The 13,368-nt window shown below is 39.7% G+C and carries 15 protein-coding genes and 2 tRNA genes; 5 read left to right on the top strand and 12 right to left on the bottom strand.

Annotated features, from left to right (window positions below; all coding sequences use genetic code 11):
* Nucleotides 1-135 precede the first annotated feature (135 nt).
* The 9 genes from KZP23_RS19100 to KZP23_RS19060 all read right to left on the bottom strand — a co-directional run bounded on the left by KZP23_RS19100 (nt 136) and on the right by KZP23_RS19060 (nt 8,325).
* Nucleotides 136-774, bottom strand: coding sequence for a hypothetical protein (locus tag KZP23_RS19100; protein WP_226333367.1), 639 nt, complete (start codon nt 772-774; stop codon nt 136-138).
* Nucleotides 775-804: 30 nt separating this feature from the next.
* A complete protein-coding gene (locus KZP23_RS19095) occupies nt 805-1,800 on the bottom strand; it encodes a M56 family metallopeptidase (protein ID WP_226333366.1) in 996 nt (331 codons plus the stop codon).
* Nucleotides 1,797-2,168 carry a BlaI/MecI/CopY family transcriptional regulator gene (locus KZP23_RS19090; protein WP_226333365.1) on the bottom strand — a complete coding sequence of 124 codons (372 nt, stop codon included), beginning with the start codon at nt 2,166-2,168 and terminating at the stop codon, nt 1,797-1,799. The genes KZP23_RS19095 and KZP23_RS19090 overlap by 4 nt, the downstream gene beginning before the upstream one ends.
* Nucleotides 2,169-2,268: 100 nt before the next feature.
* The gene (locus KZP23_RS19085; RefSeq protein WP_226333364.1) at nt 2,269-3,492 is read right to left on the bottom strand and encodes an exo-alpha-sialidase; all 1,224 of its coding nucleotides are present in this window, start codon (nt 3,490-3,492) and stop codon (nt 2,269-2,271) included.
* Between the two features lie 267 nt (nt 3,493-3,759).
* Nucleotides 3,760-4,095 (bottom strand): L-rhamnose mutarotase, encoded by a 336-nt coding sequence (locus KZP23_RS19080; RefSeq protein ID WP_226333363.1) that lies wholly within the window; start codon nt 4,093-4,095, stop codon nt 3,760-3,762.
* A 10-nt stretch (nt 4,096-4,105) separates the two neighbouring features.
* Nucleotides 4,106-4,933, bottom strand: a complete 828-nt coding sequence (locus tag KZP23_RS19075; protein WP_226333362.1) for an amidohydrolase family protein — start codon at nt 4,931-4,933, stop codon at nt 4,106-4,108.
* A gap of 79 nt (nt 4,934-5,012) precedes the next feature.
* Nucleotides 5,013-5,870 carry a fumarylacetoacetate hydrolase family protein gene (locus tag KZP23_RS19070; protein ID WP_226333361.1) on the bottom strand — a complete coding sequence of 286 codons (858 nt, stop codon included), beginning with the start codon at nt 5,868-5,870 and terminating at the stop codon, nt 5,013-5,015.
* 309 nt (nt 5,871-6,179) lie between these two features.
* Nucleotides 6,180-6,935: an SDR family NAD(P)-dependent oxidoreductase gene (locus tag KZP23_RS19065; RefSeq protein WP_226333360.1), complete on the bottom strand. Its 756-nt coding sequence runs from the start codon at nt 6,933-6,935 to the stop codon at nt 6,180-6,182.
* Between the two features lie 76 nt (nt 6,936-7,011).
* Nucleotides 7,012-8,325 carry an L-fuconate dehydratase gene (locus tag KZP23_RS19060; RefSeq protein ID WP_226333359.1) on the bottom strand — a complete coding sequence of 438 codons (1,314 nt, stop codon included), beginning with the start codon at nt 8,323-8,325 and terminating at the stop codon, nt 7,012-7,014.
* A 198-nt stretch (nt 8,326-8,523) separates the two neighbouring features.
* On the opposite strand from KZP23_RS19060, the gene KZP23_RS19055 reads away from it, so the two are divergent.
* Genes KZP23_RS19055 through KZP23_RS19045 form a run of 3 tightly spaced genes read left to right on the top strand, consistent with a single transcriptional unit; the run spans nt 8,524 to nt 10,415 of the window.
* On the top strand, nt 8,524-9,396 hold the full coding sequence (locus KZP23_RS19055; RefSeq protein WP_226333358.1) for an AraC family transcriptional regulator: 873 nt from the start codon (nt 8,524-8,526) through the stop codon (nt 9,394-9,396).
* A 2-nt stretch (nt 9,397-9,398) separates the two neighbouring features.
* Nucleotides 9,399-9,812 (top strand): alternative ribosome rescue aminoacyl-tRNA hydrolase ArfB, encoded by a 414-nt coding sequence (gene arfB, locus KZP23_RS19050; RefSeq protein WP_317198014.1) that lies wholly within the window; start codon nt 9,399-9,401, stop codon nt 9,810-9,812.
* Between the two features lie 6 nt (nt 9,813-9,818).
* A complete protein-coding gene (locus tag KZP23_RS19045; RefSeq protein ID WP_226333357.1) occupies nt 9,819-10,415 on the top strand; it encodes a class I SAM-dependent methyltransferase in 597 nt (198 codons plus the stop codon).
* Nucleotides 10,416-10,473: 58 nt separating this feature from the next.
* Here the strand turns inward: KZP23_RS19045 and KZP23_RS19040 are convergent, their stop codons facing one another.
* The 3 genes from KZP23_RS19040 to gap form a co-directional block, all read right to left on the bottom strand.
* Nucleotides 10,474-11,343 (bottom strand): cation diffusion facilitator family transporter, encoded by an 870-nt coding sequence (locus KZP23_RS19040; protein WP_226333356.1) that lies wholly within the window; start codon nt 11,341-11,343, stop codon nt 10,474-10,476.
* 68 nt (nt 11,344-11,411) lie between these two features.
* Nucleotides 11,412-11,945, bottom strand: coding sequence for a YdeI/OmpD-associated family protein (locus tag KZP23_RS19035; protein WP_226333355.1), 534 nt, complete (start codon nt 11,943-11,945; stop codon nt 11,412-11,414).
* Nucleotides 11,946-11,959: 14 nt separating this feature from the next.
* A complete protein-coding gene (gene gap, locus KZP23_RS19030; RefSeq protein WP_226333354.1) occupies nt 11,960-12,958 on the bottom strand; it encodes a type I glyceraldehyde-3-phosphate dehydrogenase in 999 nt (332 codons plus the stop codon).
* Nucleotides 12,959-13,161: 203 nt separating this feature from the next.
* On the opposite strand from gap, the gene KZP23_RS19025 reads away from it, so the two are divergent.
* Together KZP23_RS19025 and KZP23_RS19020 are read left to right on the top strand one after the other, a co-directional pair.
* Nucleotides 13,162-13,236 (top strand) — tRNA-Glu (locus KZP23_RS19025).
* Between the two features lie 24 nt (nt 13,237-13,260).
* Nucleotides 13,261-13,332, top strand: a tRNA-Glu gene (locus KZP23_RS19020).
* Nucleotides 13,333-13,368: the final 36 nt, after the last annotated feature.

The following is a 13,368-nucleotide window of genomic DNA, read 5'->3' as shown; positions in this document are numbered from 1 at the left end:
AGAATAAAAGAGATTTTGTCAGGTCGAGCTTGACTTTTTCACCAGATAGGTGCAGTCAAGCCCCCTAGTATTAAATTTTATAGCTGTTCCTGATTTGTAATCTGGAACAGCTATAAAATGGGTTTTAAATCCATTTTAACATTGATCATTTTTTTGAGGTTTGAAATAGGGGATATAATTGAAGCTCATCCCTTCATTTTTACTTTTTATAACTTCTGAGGGAGTTTTGATATTATACAATTCCCTTTTCCATTCTGGGATTTGACTGTAGACTTGTTGTAAATCCTTAAGTGTTCCGCCTAATTGCCCTTTATATTTTTTCGGATTCTTCTGATGCTCGATATAAATCTCTATGGCTTTCTCATATGCAGAAACATGGTCATAACCTGTTCTATTCATGAAAAAAGTCCTGTAAAAACCATTATTGGTTTGTAAATAGACCTCAGTTTCATAATCATATTTACCATTGTCCTTGGACGTGTAGTTTCTATGATATGACCAATAAGCAATATCTTCTACGTCATAGGCTTTCAATGTTTTATTGGGAACTGGTTTATTGTCCAATAGGATTTTATATGATGAATTTTTTCTCCACTCTTTCATTTGATAGTTTGAGGGGCGTTTTTTGCTAATGATAGGAGGTGCTTTTATAAAAGATAGTTTTGGAGCCCTAGTTCTATTTTCTTCTGACATATATGACCAAAGTTGCCTCATTCTATCCAGGTTAAATTCTTTATCATTTAATGCGCGTTTTTCTAACTTCCTTTCGTTCATTAGTTTCTCGTAATTTTGATAAAGCTGTTTCTATTCTTCCAGATATTTATCATCCTGTTGTGGAGAGACTATTGAAGTAGGTGTTTCAATGATGAGAGAATTGCTTTTTTGCTGTGGCCTCATAGCGAGCAATGAAACGATTCCAATAGCAAAGGGAACAGTCAGTAAGACCTTTATCGTGGTCTTTGGCCAGTTGTTGGTTTTGTTCATCATGGTTATACGGTTTTTGGTCAATGAATATTTGGAATAGCTTACCAAATGGTTTTGCTGATGTTGTAGCACATGGGAGAGTAGGAGGTACTGATAAGCTCTTTTGTCTTTACATTCCTGAACCACTGCCTCGTCAGCTATAAATTCATGGTTGAGCTGTATGGCTTTTTTATAAAGGCGAAATACAGGGTTGAACCAAAAAATGATTTTAAGCACTTCTATAAAAAGAATGTCTAGGCTATGACATTGGTGGGCATGGATTTTTTCATGGAGAAGTAATTGGGAATTGATTTGCCCATTTAGAAACTGTGATTTTTCTAGAAAAACATATTTCAAAAAGGTAAATGGAAGGTCTTTTCCCTTACTCAATACCGCCTTATAAGTCCCTTGGTTGATGATAGTGGCTGATTTTGCTCTTAAAAATAAGGTATGCAGATTGAGCACCATGCGGATAACCAGAATAATTAAAATCAATGAATAAATGGCCAGGAGAATCGTCCATACTGATAGCGATTGTTTTGGGCTCACCATGTTTTTAGCCTCTGATTCTAAAGAAATCGGTGTTGAATTGGTGACTATTGGGTCAGCAGGCATCAATTCATCTGCTGTAAGGCTTTCAAAAGTAGGAGTGACTTTTACAAGTTTTGTATAGGGCTTCAGAGGAGACTGAAGGAAAGGAACAGACAATGAAAATATGAGACTTCCTAGAAGAAAATACCGGTTGAATTGGTAAGCCTTTTCCTTCGACAGTAGAAAATGATAGGCCAAGTATAAGATTAAGAGGCTAATTGTGGATTTGATCAAGTAGGCTATCATTGCTTTTTGTTTTCAATTTGACGGTCAATCAACTGTTTGAGTTCTTCCAGTTCCTCTTGGCTCAGGTCTGTCTCTGAGGTAAAGAAAGAGGCGAACTGAGAAGGGCTATTATCAAAGAAATTTTTAATGATTCCTTTTACCTGTTTACTGAAATAAGCGCTCTTTTTTATGAGGGGATAGTATTCCCTAGAATTGCCGAAAGTTTTAAAGGCCACAAATTTCTTTTCTGTCATTCTTTTCAAAAGCGTGGCCACTGTAGTTGGGGCTGGTTTGGGATCTGGATAGGCTTCAAGAAGGTCTTTCATAAAGGCCTTTTCCAATTTCCAAAGGTAATTCATCAACTGTTCTTCACTTGGAGCGAGTTTCATTTCTACATTATTAGATGTTATTCTATAAATGTAGAATAAAAATTCAATTAAAAAAATAGTTTAAATAAATATTTTTTGTAAAATTTTGAATAATAGGATTTTAGTGTGTCTTTAGCAATTTGCTTTTTATCCTTGTGCCTTTGCCTTCAGTGTCTGTCCAAGCAAATAATAATCCCTCTTTAGCGATTGTCATTTGAGGAAAGCCACTGGCTCTTTCCTCTGTAGTTTTTGCTATAGTTATTGCTTCTTCGCTCGTTCCATTTTGATGTACTTTCTTGGCTTTGATTTCCCCTTTTTCCATCCATGATACATAGGCGGTACTTTCATCTATCATTACAATATCTACTCTTCCAATGCTTGGAGCCATATTGATTTTAATTGGTTTTTCGAAATTTTCACCGCCATCCGTTGAAAAAATCACCTTGACTTCTGGCTGGCCTTTGGCTGCAGAAAACCAAGCCACAGCTAGACTATTGTTTTTTGATGCTGCCCTAGGACCATTAACCGGACAACCTTTGATTTGCCAATTGTCTTGAAAGATTGTCTTTGGTTGGGTCCATTCTCCATTTATTAGCCTGCTTATGGCAATGTCCCTAACTTCAGTAATTCCCCTGTCTCTATAAACTACTACTGGTCCATTATTGGTTAAAGCTACTGAGGTTTGACAACAGTCACAGGTGCGGTTGTCTATTTCCCATTCTTGGAGTTTTTTACCCTCTGGTGAGAGAATGGCTGCTCTTAAGGTCATGGCAGCCATACTTCCAGACTGATGGTTATGCTGGTCCATTTGTCCTGCAGAGTTTCTACCATCTAACCACGAGACCAAATAATTTTCATCATATGAAAGCATGGAGACAAATCCATGTTCAGCCTGCAAGCCATCATCATGTAGGGTTTTTGGTGCTGACCAGTTTTTACCATCCAAAGAGCTCATGAATTGGATATCATAGGCATAGGTGCTTTCCCCACTTTTTTGAAGGAAAAATGAAAGCATTGATTTTCCATCTTTGCTGGCAATTTGAGGATAATCAGCCCAGTTGATAAACCAATTATTGCCTGAGGCTATACTTTGGGGGCTTTTCCATTTTCCTTGGTCAAAGTAAGCATACCTTAACTCAGCTCCATTCTCACCTTCTTCAATCCAAGACATATAAGTTTGTCCAGTAGCAGTGGTCATTAAATAAGGCTCAGCATATGTTTTTGTGCTGTCAGTTTCAAAAGGTACATCCAACAGCATAGATTGCTGCTTTGACTGATTTGGAGACGAGCAAGAAATAAAGGTGATAAGAAGCAAAATGAGGCTAGTGAAATTTGTGTTGTTCATCTGTAATTGGCTTTAATTTCCCCTTTTGTATTTTAATAGAATGAGCTCTCCTCATAATTGAAACGTCCCGCAGCTAAGCTGACGGGACAACAAGTCAGTCTGATCGGATCGGTCTAACCACCAAGTAGAATAGAGCTCCAATCTTTAACCTTTGGCTTAAGTTTATCCTGAGCTAAGTCTAAGGGCTCAGGCTGACATCACTTTAATGACAGCTTAAAAGCGATATTCCTTCTTATTACTTACTCAAGACTCCCTACTCAATACTATTTATTTCATATCAAATACCTGCTTCATCACTTGCCACTTTTCACCTTCAGGCAGCCCTGGTAGTCCCTGTTGGAATGTCCACATCAGGTCTTCCCATTCCCTGACTTTCGGGTTGGCGGCATCCATTTCTGCTTTTTTCTCAAAAGAAAACTCAGGAGTGGTTTCCATAATCATAAAAAGCCTGTTCTCCCAGCGGTAGATTTCCATGCTTTCAATACCTGCATCTTTAATGCTTTTGATAATTTCAGGCCACACTTCTTGATGGTAGGCCTCGTATTCTTCGATCAGTTTTGGATCGTTCTTTAGATCCAAAGCAAGGGTGTATCTTTTAGTCATGATTCTTGTTTTATTTAATTCCATAAAAGTTTGCAGCAGTAAATCCGAGTACGTCTGCTTGTTCTCTTTCGCTCAAAGCTTCAATATAGTTTTTGATGATGCCTGCATTTTGAGGGTAATCTGCAGCAAGCAGGGCTACTGGCCAGTCAGATCCAAACATCAACCTTTTACTGCCAAAGGCTTCAAATACCACATCCATATAAGGAGTCAGATCTGCCTTGGTCCATTTATTCCAATCTGCTTCGGTGACCATTCCGGAAACTTTACAGCAGACATTGTCAAAACCAGCTAAGGTTCTCATGTTTTCCGCCCATTCATCTATTTTACCATCTTTGATATAGGGCTTGGCCAAGTGATCAATCACAAAAGGCTGGTTGGGGAAGCTTTTTACTAGGTCAATAGTTTCCTTTAAATGATGGGGAAAGATCAAAATATCATAGGTATATCCGAATTTTTCCAATAAGCCAATGCCTTTTCTGAAAGCATTATCAGCCATTAGTTCTGGTGGCTGCCCTTGAAGAATCATTCTGAAACCACACATATTTGGTGTGTCACTGTATTTTTCCAGGTCAGCTTCTACCTTGTCAGAACAAAGATCTACCCAGCCTACTACTTTTTTTATCCAGGGATTATCTTTGGCCAGTCCCAATAAAAAATCATTTTCCTCCAATGATTCATCTGCCTGCACTGCAACCGTACCGTCAAATCCTTCATGGTCCAATAAGGGCTTGAGGTCCTCAGGAAGAAAATCCTTACGGATCACAGACATACTTTCATCGATCCAAGCGTGTTTTTCGGAATTGTATTTCCAAAAATGTTGGTGGGCATCTATTTTCATCAAGTAGTTCTTTTGGGTAAGACAAATAAAACCTGCCAATCCTAGGAAAGGCAGGTTTAAATATAATTAAAGGATTAAATTACCCCTTATAGTTTACAGCAGTTTGGCTGGAAGTTCCTAGTCCATCAATGCCAAGTTCCACTACATCACCTTCTTTCAGGTAGGTAGGAGGGGTTAGTCCCATGCCAACTCCCGAAGGGGTACCTGTTGAGATGATGTCGCCCGGTAGCAAGGTCATATAATTGCTCAAGTGGCTGATCAAAGTCGGTATGTCAAAAACCATATCAGAGGTATTGCTGTCTTGAAGCATTTTACCGTTGAGTTTTAGCCATAATCTTAGATTCTGCGGATCTTTAATTTCGTCTTTAGTCACCAAATACGGGCCTAGAGGTGAAAAAGTGTCATTGCTTTTCCCTTTCACCCATTGTCCACCATGGTTCAGTTGGAAGTCACGTTCTGATACGTCATTGAGCAAGCAATAACCGGCTACATAATCCAAGGCATCTTCCTTGGACACATAGCTGGCTTTTTTACCGATCATGACGGCCAACTCCACTTCCCAGTCTGTTTTTTGAGAGTTTCTTGGAATGATGATATTATCATTTGGTCCAGTAAGTGAGGTGGTGGATTTCATGAAAATAATCGGCTGCTTAGGAACCTCCGCACCCGTTTCTTTGGCGTGCAGCAAGTAATTTAGTCCAATACAGATGATCTTGGAAGGACGCTTGATAGGAGGACCCAAGCGAGTTTCATTACTCACTACTGGGCAATCGGCTTCATTGCTTTTCAGCCATGCAGCTAATTTGTTCAAACCATCATTTTCCAAAAACTCTTCCGTCCAGTCTTGTCCGAACCCACTGCAATCGATACGGGTTCCATCTGCTTTCTCAATACCTGGCTTTTCTTGGCCAGCATTTCCAAATCTTAATAATTTCATTTTAATTATTCTTTTGAGGTAAGTAATAGTGGGCTTACCTGTTATAGATTATTATAGAAAATAGAGGAAGGCTCATCTGTCCACTTTATGTGTCATGCTGACGATAGGAAGCATCTCTTCCAGTAACAATTTAACGAAAGAGATGCTTCCTTACGTCAGTATGACAAATTTTACTTCAATGAAAGCGAATAAATCTTGTCCAGAAAACATCTAGATCACTTTGCTTCGTTTGTGATGATGTAAAATTGACTCATGAGGCCAACTCATTATCAGTTTTTATTGATGAAAAAAGCCCAAAAAGGGCTCTTATTACATTTTTAGATTGACAAAACCACCGTCAATAGGGTAGTTGCCACCTGTCAGGAAGGAAGATTCGTCCTTGCAAAGGTAAAGTGCCATGGCAGCAATTTCCTCTGGAGTACCCATTCTTCCTATAGGTTGGGTAGCAGCTAATTTGTCAAACATTTCCTTTTCCTGTCCAGGGTAGTTTTTAGCCAAAAAGCCATCTACAAAAGGAGTATGGACACGACCTGGAGCAATGCTGTTGACACGGATATTATGGGAAACATAATCCCTGGCCATGGAAAGTGTCATGGCAAAGACAGCCCCTTTGGTCATGGAATAGGCAAATCTATCAGGAATCCCAATGGTAGAAGCTACCGAGGCCATATTGACAATAGATCCACCATTTTCCTTCATTTTAGGAAGGGTGGCTATGCTACAATTATAAATGCCTTTGACATTTACCTGATACAATCTGTCAAAATCTGTTTCACTGGTGTTTTCCAAATTGCCTACATGGGAAACCCCAGCATTATTGACCAATACGTCAATATTTCCAGGAATGGAGTTGATGGTGTTTTTCATCTCCTCGGTCTTGGAAACATCCCCTTGTAAAAAGGTGACCTTATAGCCTTTTTCTGTAAGCTCTTTGGCTACCTTTTCTCCCGAATTTTGATCAAAATCTATGAAATATACATTTCCTCCTTCTTCAGCAAAGCGGGTGGTCATGGCCAGGCCAATTCCACTTGCTCCACCGGTAATCAAAATGGTCTTATTTTTCATGTTCTTTTTATCTTCAAAAGTCAATTAGCAAAGCTAATCTTTTAATCATTTTTCCTGCTCTTTAACAAGATGGAATTTAAGCCTTCGCAGGCTCCTCATTCCATACAGGGCCATTGGCAAAATCATATTCTGCCAAAGAATCAGCCTTCATCTCAATGCTATAGCCAGGAAGACTTGGAGCCTGATAGCGGCCTTCTTTGATGATCACAGGATCAATAAAGTGCTCATGCAAATGATCTACATATTCGATCACACGCCCTTCCATGGTGCCGCTGATAGAAATATAATCGATCATAGACAGGTGCTGTACATATTCGCAAAGACCAACACCCCCAGCATGAGGACAAACTGGGATATCGAATTTCTTGGCGATCAACATGATGGCTAAGTTTTCATTTACCCCTCCAACTCTACAGCTATCAATCTGGCAGATCTGTAAAGCACCAGCTTTCATCAACTGCTTGAAGATAACCCTGTTTTGGCAATGCTCACCAGTGGCCACCAAGATAGGTTTAACTCCGTCGCTGATGGCTTTGTGTCCAAGGATATCATCAGGGCTGGTAGGCTCCTCAATCCATAGTGGGTTAAATTTAGCCAATTGTTTCATGTTTTCAATGGCTTCACTGACTTCCCAACGCTGATTGGCATCCATCATCAGGTACATATCATCACCGATTTCCTCTCGGATAATGGCCGCACGACGCATATCATCTTCTAGATTGGCACCTACTTTCATCTTGATATGCTTCCAGCCTTCTTCCTTGGCCTCGCGGCAAAGTCTCCTGATTTTTTCATCCGTGTAGCCCAACCAGCCAGCAGAGGTGGTGTATCCTGGGTAACCTTTTTCTTCTAGGAATTCAATGCGTTCAGCTTTGCCTTCAGCGGTTTCTTTGAAGATTTCCAAAGCTTCTTCTGGGGTCACCACATCAGTGATATAGCTGAAGTCAATACATTTTACCAATTCTTCTGGAGACATCTCTCCGATGAGCTTCCAAAGTGGTTTTTTCCCAGCTTTGGCATAAAGGTCCCAAACAGCATTGACCAAGGCTCCTGTGGCCAAGTGCACCACTCCTTTTTCTGGTCCCAGCCACCTGATTTGACTATCACTGTTCACCATTTTCCAAAAAGCCCCCATGTCTGCTGTAAATTCAGCCAGGTCCTTTCCGATTACATGGTGTGCAATGGCCTCCAAAGCTGCACAGCAAATTTCATTACCTCTACCTATGGTAAAAGTCAATCCATGACCTTCTAATTCAGGATAGTTGGTCTTTAGAATGATATATGCGGCCGAATAATCAGGGTCAGGGTTCATTGCATCTGATCCATGTTTTTCTTTACTGGTCGGAAACCTAATGTCCTTTACCAAGTAGTCGGTAATTTTAATGTTCATTTTCAATGGATATATTGTTCAATTTTTTGCTTTCAAAAGATCATGCAAGATGCCATGTTTTGCATATAATGGCTACATTAATATTGGTTATATATAATACTATTTTTGCTTGATTTTGAAGTGTTTTTGATTTTGTTCGATAATATTTGTAATATTGGTCGAGGTAAACCAGAAATAAACCTAAGATAGAGCATTTATATGAAAGCCAAATTACTTGAAAGAAAAAGCCCTTTTGACCGCTCATTTTTAGTGGCCAAGCATTCCTATCCCTATTTTCTCGATATATGGCACTATCATAGCGAGCTTGAACTGGTTTATATTCTAAAAAGTAAGGGAACCAGGTTTATAGGCGACAATATCGAGCAGTTTGATCAAGGTGACTTGATACTGATAGGAGAGAACCTGCCCCATTTATGGCAAAATGATCCTGAATATTTTGACCATAAAGTCGAAGGTAGTGCAGAGGCCTATTCGGTTCACTTTAATAAGACCTTTGCAGGTGAGGAATTCCTGCACCTTCCTGAAATGAAGGAGGTAAGAAAGCTCCTTGAAAGGGCAAATCAGGGAGTCAAATTTCTGGGGAAAACCAAAAAGAATGCAATGGCTTGGATGCAAAAGATCCATGATGCTGATGGGATCAATCAATTGGTGGTGCTGATGGAGTTTTTGGCAGCCTTGGCCCAAGAGGATGAATTTGAGCTATTGAGTACTGATGGATTTAGTTTTCCATTGCATATCACGGGGGATGATAGAGTGGATAAGGTATATTCTTTTACCTTTAATAATTTCAAAAGGAATATTACCTTGGAAGAAGTGGCTGAATTGGTGCATTTAAATCCTACAGCTTTTTGTAGGTATTTCAAGAAATCTACTAAAAAGACCTATTCGAAATTCCTAAATGAGATCAGGGTAGGTTACGCCTGTAAATTGTTGATTGAGGAAAAGCTTAATATTTCTGAAGTAGGTTACGAATGTGGCTTCAATAACCTTTCGAATTTCAACAGGCAGTTTAAAAATGTGATGGAGATTTCACCTTCCGAATATATGAAAAAGCATAAAAAACACCGTTGATTTTGAGAACTGCTGCAGAAATAAAAGCCATTGATTTTTCGGATGAATTGAGTTTTAAGGCTGTGAAAAGTGGTGGACCTGGCGGTCAAAATGTCAATAAGGTCAATACCAAAGTCATCCTGCTCTTTGATTTTGAGTCCAGTCAATTATTGCTAGATGAAGAAAAACAGAAATTGAGAAAGGCCCTGTTGTCTAAGCTTAATGCAGATGGAGTCTTGCAAATCACTGTTCAGGAAAGCCGGTCCCAGATTCAAAACAAGGCCATCGCCCAAGAAAAGCTAAAGAATATGCTCAGTGCGGTCTTTGTGAAAAGAAAGGTCCGGAAAGCAACTAAGCCCAGCAAAACAGCCGTGAAGAGGCGCTTGGAAAATAAAAAGAAACAAGCTGAAAAGAAGCAATGGAGAAAAAAGCTTTGATGGCCGATGATAAAGGAAGAAGGGATATTGCCCAAGGCATTTACGGATAAGGATTTTGACCTTTTGTTTTCTCCTAAGATTCAACAGCTTTCACATAGACATTGGACGCCATTAGCCATAATTAAACAGACCGTTGGATTTTTATGCCAGGGTAGGCATACCAAGGTGTTGGACATAGGGGCTGGGTCGGGAAAATTTTGTTTGATAGGAGCGATGTATGCCAATGCCCGGTTTTTTGGAGTGGAAAACAGGGCTTTTTTGGTCAAAGCTTCCAGAAAAATAGCCAAGGAACTGGGGATGGAGCAGCAGGTCACTTTTATACATTCTTCTGTACAGGATCTGGATCTCAGCCAATTTGATGCTTTTTACTTTTTTAATTCCTTCCATGAAAATCTGGATACAACTGACGCGATAGAAAAAGAATCCATGGTGGATGAACAAGCTTATCAAGCTTATACCCAAAACCTGAAAGAGCAATTAGCCAAATTGCCTAAGGGAACCAGGATAGCTATCTATTGTACAGATGCTGACATAATTCAAGACAATTACCTCAGAGTGGCTGTACTGTCCAAGGGAAAGCTACAGTTTTGGGAAAGGAAGTAAAAGCGGTCATAGGAATCAACTATAGGGTTTACTCTTGTTTAATTTTCTTGAATTATATTCAGTCCATAGCGCAAACCTCTTCAGGAAGTTCTACCTCAATGGTGTGGTGCGAAAATGGATAGCCTTTTAACAATATTCTCAAATCTTTTTTGAGCTGCAGCACTTCATCAAAACCAGAGACCTCCTTAAGTTTTATATGGGCAGTAAATACATGTTTTTCCCCATCCAATGACCAAATATGTACATGATGTATGGAGTCCACATGAGGGAGTGCTTCTAGTTTTGACATGATTTCTTGCTCATCAATTTCTTTAGGACTGGCCTGCAAGAAGATCATCAGGGTTTCCTTTAATCTTTTGAATACATTCCACAGAATATACAGGGTGATCATAATCGATAGGGCAGGATCGAGATATGGCGTTTTCCAAAACATCATGATGATAGAGGCTGCCAATACCGCTGCCCAACCCAGCACATCTTCGATAAGATGCCAAGAGATTACTTTTTCATTTAAGGTCTTGCCATGACTAAGCTTAAAGGCCGCATAGCCATTTACCAGCACCCCAATTATCGCAAAGATCATCATGCCCTTGGCATCAGAGAATTCTGGTTCAAAAAGTCGAAGGAAGCCTTCCCTAATGATAAATATTGAGCCTATGATAAGTACCAGGCTGTTGATCAGCGCTCCCAATAATGAGAACCTTTTATAGCCAAATGTAAAAGTATTGGTGGCACTCTTTTTGGACTTATTGTCTAGGTACCATGCAAGCCCTAACGAAAGACTGTCTCCTAAATCATGAAGGGCATCTGAAATAATAGCAATACTATTGACATAGATGCCTCCAAAAAACTCCAAAATGGTGAATCCCAGATTGAGAAAAAAAGCTGTTTTTATATTGTTTTGCCCATGATGATGATGGTGCGACATAGTCGTTTGAATTTGTGATTTTCAAAATTAAAAATACTATTAAATTCATTCCACTCAGTTGCAATTAGCTATTTTAGAGGCTTATCCAGGTTGTTATAATATTTGATTTTTTCATTCAGCAATTTGAAATCCAGTTTTCCATGAACTTCTTTCAAATGATCAACAATAGCCAGTGATTTATTGAGCCGGCTGTGGCTGTTTTTGACCTTACCGACAATATATACCAAGCTTCTTTGTTTGCCCATGGTCAAGGACTTGAAATGCCCGTTTCCTTCTTCATCCTGATCCAAGAGTACTTGAAGTTCCTCAGGCATTTCATGTCCATATTCTGAGTGGTCCTTTTCAAGTTTTAAGCTTATAGTGTCACCTTCGTTAAGATTCAGCTCCTCCCTGATTTTTTGATTGATGAGGATAAACCAATATTCCTTGGTTTTCATTAAAGCTGCCTTAAAGGAAGTGTTTCCAAGATGACAAATCACCCTTCTATTGTCCTTATCAATAAATTGATCAGCTATTTCAGCAGGGACGGGGATATGGTATTGCCAGAGTTTCGAGTGGAAATTCTCCAAATCAGCTTCAAAGGAAACAGGTTTCATCGTCATTGTATTGATTATCTTTAATATTGACCCAATTTTAATACTAAATCAACCACTCTATTGGCATATCCAGACTCATTGTCATACCAGCCGATCAATTTTACAAAGTTGCCTTTTACCTCTGTTAAATCAGAATCAAAGATACAGGAGTGAGGGTTTCCTATAATATCTGAGGACACCAATGGATCCTCAATATATTCCAAATAGCCCTTCATTGCACCTTTTGAGGCTTTTTCAAAGGCGCTATTGATGGCTTTTCTATCAGTGTCTTTTTTCAGTATCACATTCATTTCTGTCAGCGAACCATCAGGTACAGGTACCCTATAGGCCATGGCATGGATCTTTCCTTTGATTTCAGGCATCACCAGCTCAACAGCTTTGGCGGCATTGGTTGTAGTAGGGATAATGGAGCAGGCAGCAGCCCTCGCTCTTCTAAGATCCCGGTGGGGGGCATCTTGGAGGTTTTGGTCAGCGGTATAGGAGTGGACAGTGGATACAAATCCCTTGTCTATGCCGAATTCTTCCTCTAGGACCTTGATCATAGGAGCAAGGCAATTGGTGGTGCAGGAGGCATTGGAAATGATTTTTTCCTTTCCTGTAATGATATGGTCATTTACGCCCAGTACAACTGTAGGAACATCCCCCAAGGCAGGTGCGGAGATGATCACCCTATTGGCACCAGCTTTTAAATGTTCCTCGGCTTTCTCTTTGGATACAAATCTACCGGTACATTCAATGACCAAGTCAATATTCAAGTCCTTCCAAGGTAATTTGGCTGGATCCTGCTCGCCATATATATGTATGGTTTTCCCATTGACCAGAATATCGGAATTTTTGGTTTCTACCTCTCCTTGGAAGCGACCGTGAATGGAGTCGTATTTCAACAAGTGGGAGAGGTTTTTGATATCCATCAGGTCATTGATGGCGATTACATCCACGAGGGGATTTTTCTCTAGAAGTTTAAAAGTATATCGGCCAATCCGGCCAAAGCCATTGATGGCTACCTTGATTTTTGCCATGCTTATTTTACTGATTTGGGTTTCAATTTCTAAGGGTGAAATTACTAAAGAACGGGCACATTGACTACAGCAAATTTTTTCTCCTTCGTTTCCAGTTGGTTGTAATAAAATACCAAATAATTTTTGGTAGGGTTTTGCATTGTTAATTTAACCCTCTATATTTGCATCACCTTAAAGAAAAGGCAAGGAAACAAAAACAAAATGGTCCGTTCGTCTAGGGGTTAGGACGCATCCCTTTCACGGATGAAACACGGGTTCGATTCCCGTACGGACTACCATTTTAACCTTGTCTTTTCGATTATGGTCCGTTCGTCTAGGGGTTAGGACGCATCCCTTTCACGGATGAAACACGGGTTCGATTCCCGTACGGACTACGACAAAGTGATGTTTTCATCATTTCTGATTGCTCG

The sequence above is a fragment of the Echinicola marina genome (assembly GCF_020463795.1).
GTDB classification, from domain to species: domain Bacteria; phylum Bacteroidota; class Bacteroidia; order Cytophagales; family Cyclobacteriaceae; genus Echinicola; species Echinicola marina.
This window is presented reverse-complemented; position numbering and strand designations above follow the sequence as displayed.

Excerpts from the sequence above, each read along its gene's own strand:
- KZP23_RS19040 (WP_226333356.1), bottom strand. The coding sequence starts at position 11,343 with ATGTCGCACCATCATCATCATGGGCAAAACAATATAAAAACAGCTTTT.
- KZP23_RS19070 (WP_226333361.1), bottom strand. The coding sequence starts at position 5,870 with ATGAAATTATTAAGATTTGGAAATGCTGGCCAAGAAAAGCCAGGTATT.
- KZP23_RS19045 (WP_226333357.1), top strand. The coding sequence starts at position 9,819 with ATGATAAAGGAAGAAGGGATATTGCCCAAGGCATTTACGGATAAGGAT.
- KZP23_RS19065 (WP_226333360.1), bottom strand. The coding sequence starts at position 6,935 with ATGAAAAATAAGACCATTTTGATTACCGGTGGAGCAAGTGGAATTGGC.
- KZP23_RS19095 (WP_226333366.1), bottom strand. The coding sequence starts at position 1,800 with ATGATAGCCTACTTGATCAAATCCACAATTAGCCTCTTAATCTTATAC.
- KZP23_RS19090 (WP_226333365.1), bottom strand. The coding sequence starts at position 2,168 with ATGAAACTCGCTCCAAGTGAAGAACAGTTGATGAATTACCTTTGGAAA.
- KZP23_RS19075 (WP_226333362.1), bottom strand. The coding sequence starts at position 4,933 with ATGAAAATAGATGCCCACCAACATTTTTGGAAATACAATTCCGAAAAA.
- gap (WP_226333354.1), bottom strand. The coding sequence starts at position 12,958 with ATGGCAAAAATCAAGGTAGCCATCAATGGCTTTGGCCGGATTGGCCGA.
- KZP23_RS19055 (WP_226333358.1), top strand. The coding sequence starts at position 8,524 with ATGAAAGCCAAATTACTTGAAAGAAAAAGCCCTTTTGACCGCTCATTT.
- KZP23_RS19060 (WP_226333359.1), bottom strand. The coding sequence starts at position 8,325 with ATGAACATTAAAATTACCGACTACTTGGTAAAGGACATTAGGTTTCCG.
- KZP23_RS19035 (WP_226333355.1), bottom strand. The coding sequence starts at position 11,945 with ATGACGATGAAACCTGTTTCCTTTGAAGCTGATTTGGAGAATTTCCAC.
- KZP23_RS19080 (WP_226333363.1), bottom strand. The coding sequence starts at position 4,095 with ATGACTAAAAGATACACCCTTGCTTTGGATCTAAAGAACGATCCAAAA.
- KZP23_RS19100 (WP_226333367.1), bottom strand. The coding sequence starts at position 774 with ATGAACGAAAGGAAGTTAGAAAAACGCGCATTAAATGATAAAGAATTT.
- KZP23_RS19085 (WP_226333364.1), bottom strand. The coding sequence starts at position 3,492 with ATGAACAACACAAATTTCACTAGCCTCATTTTGCTTCTTATCACCTTT.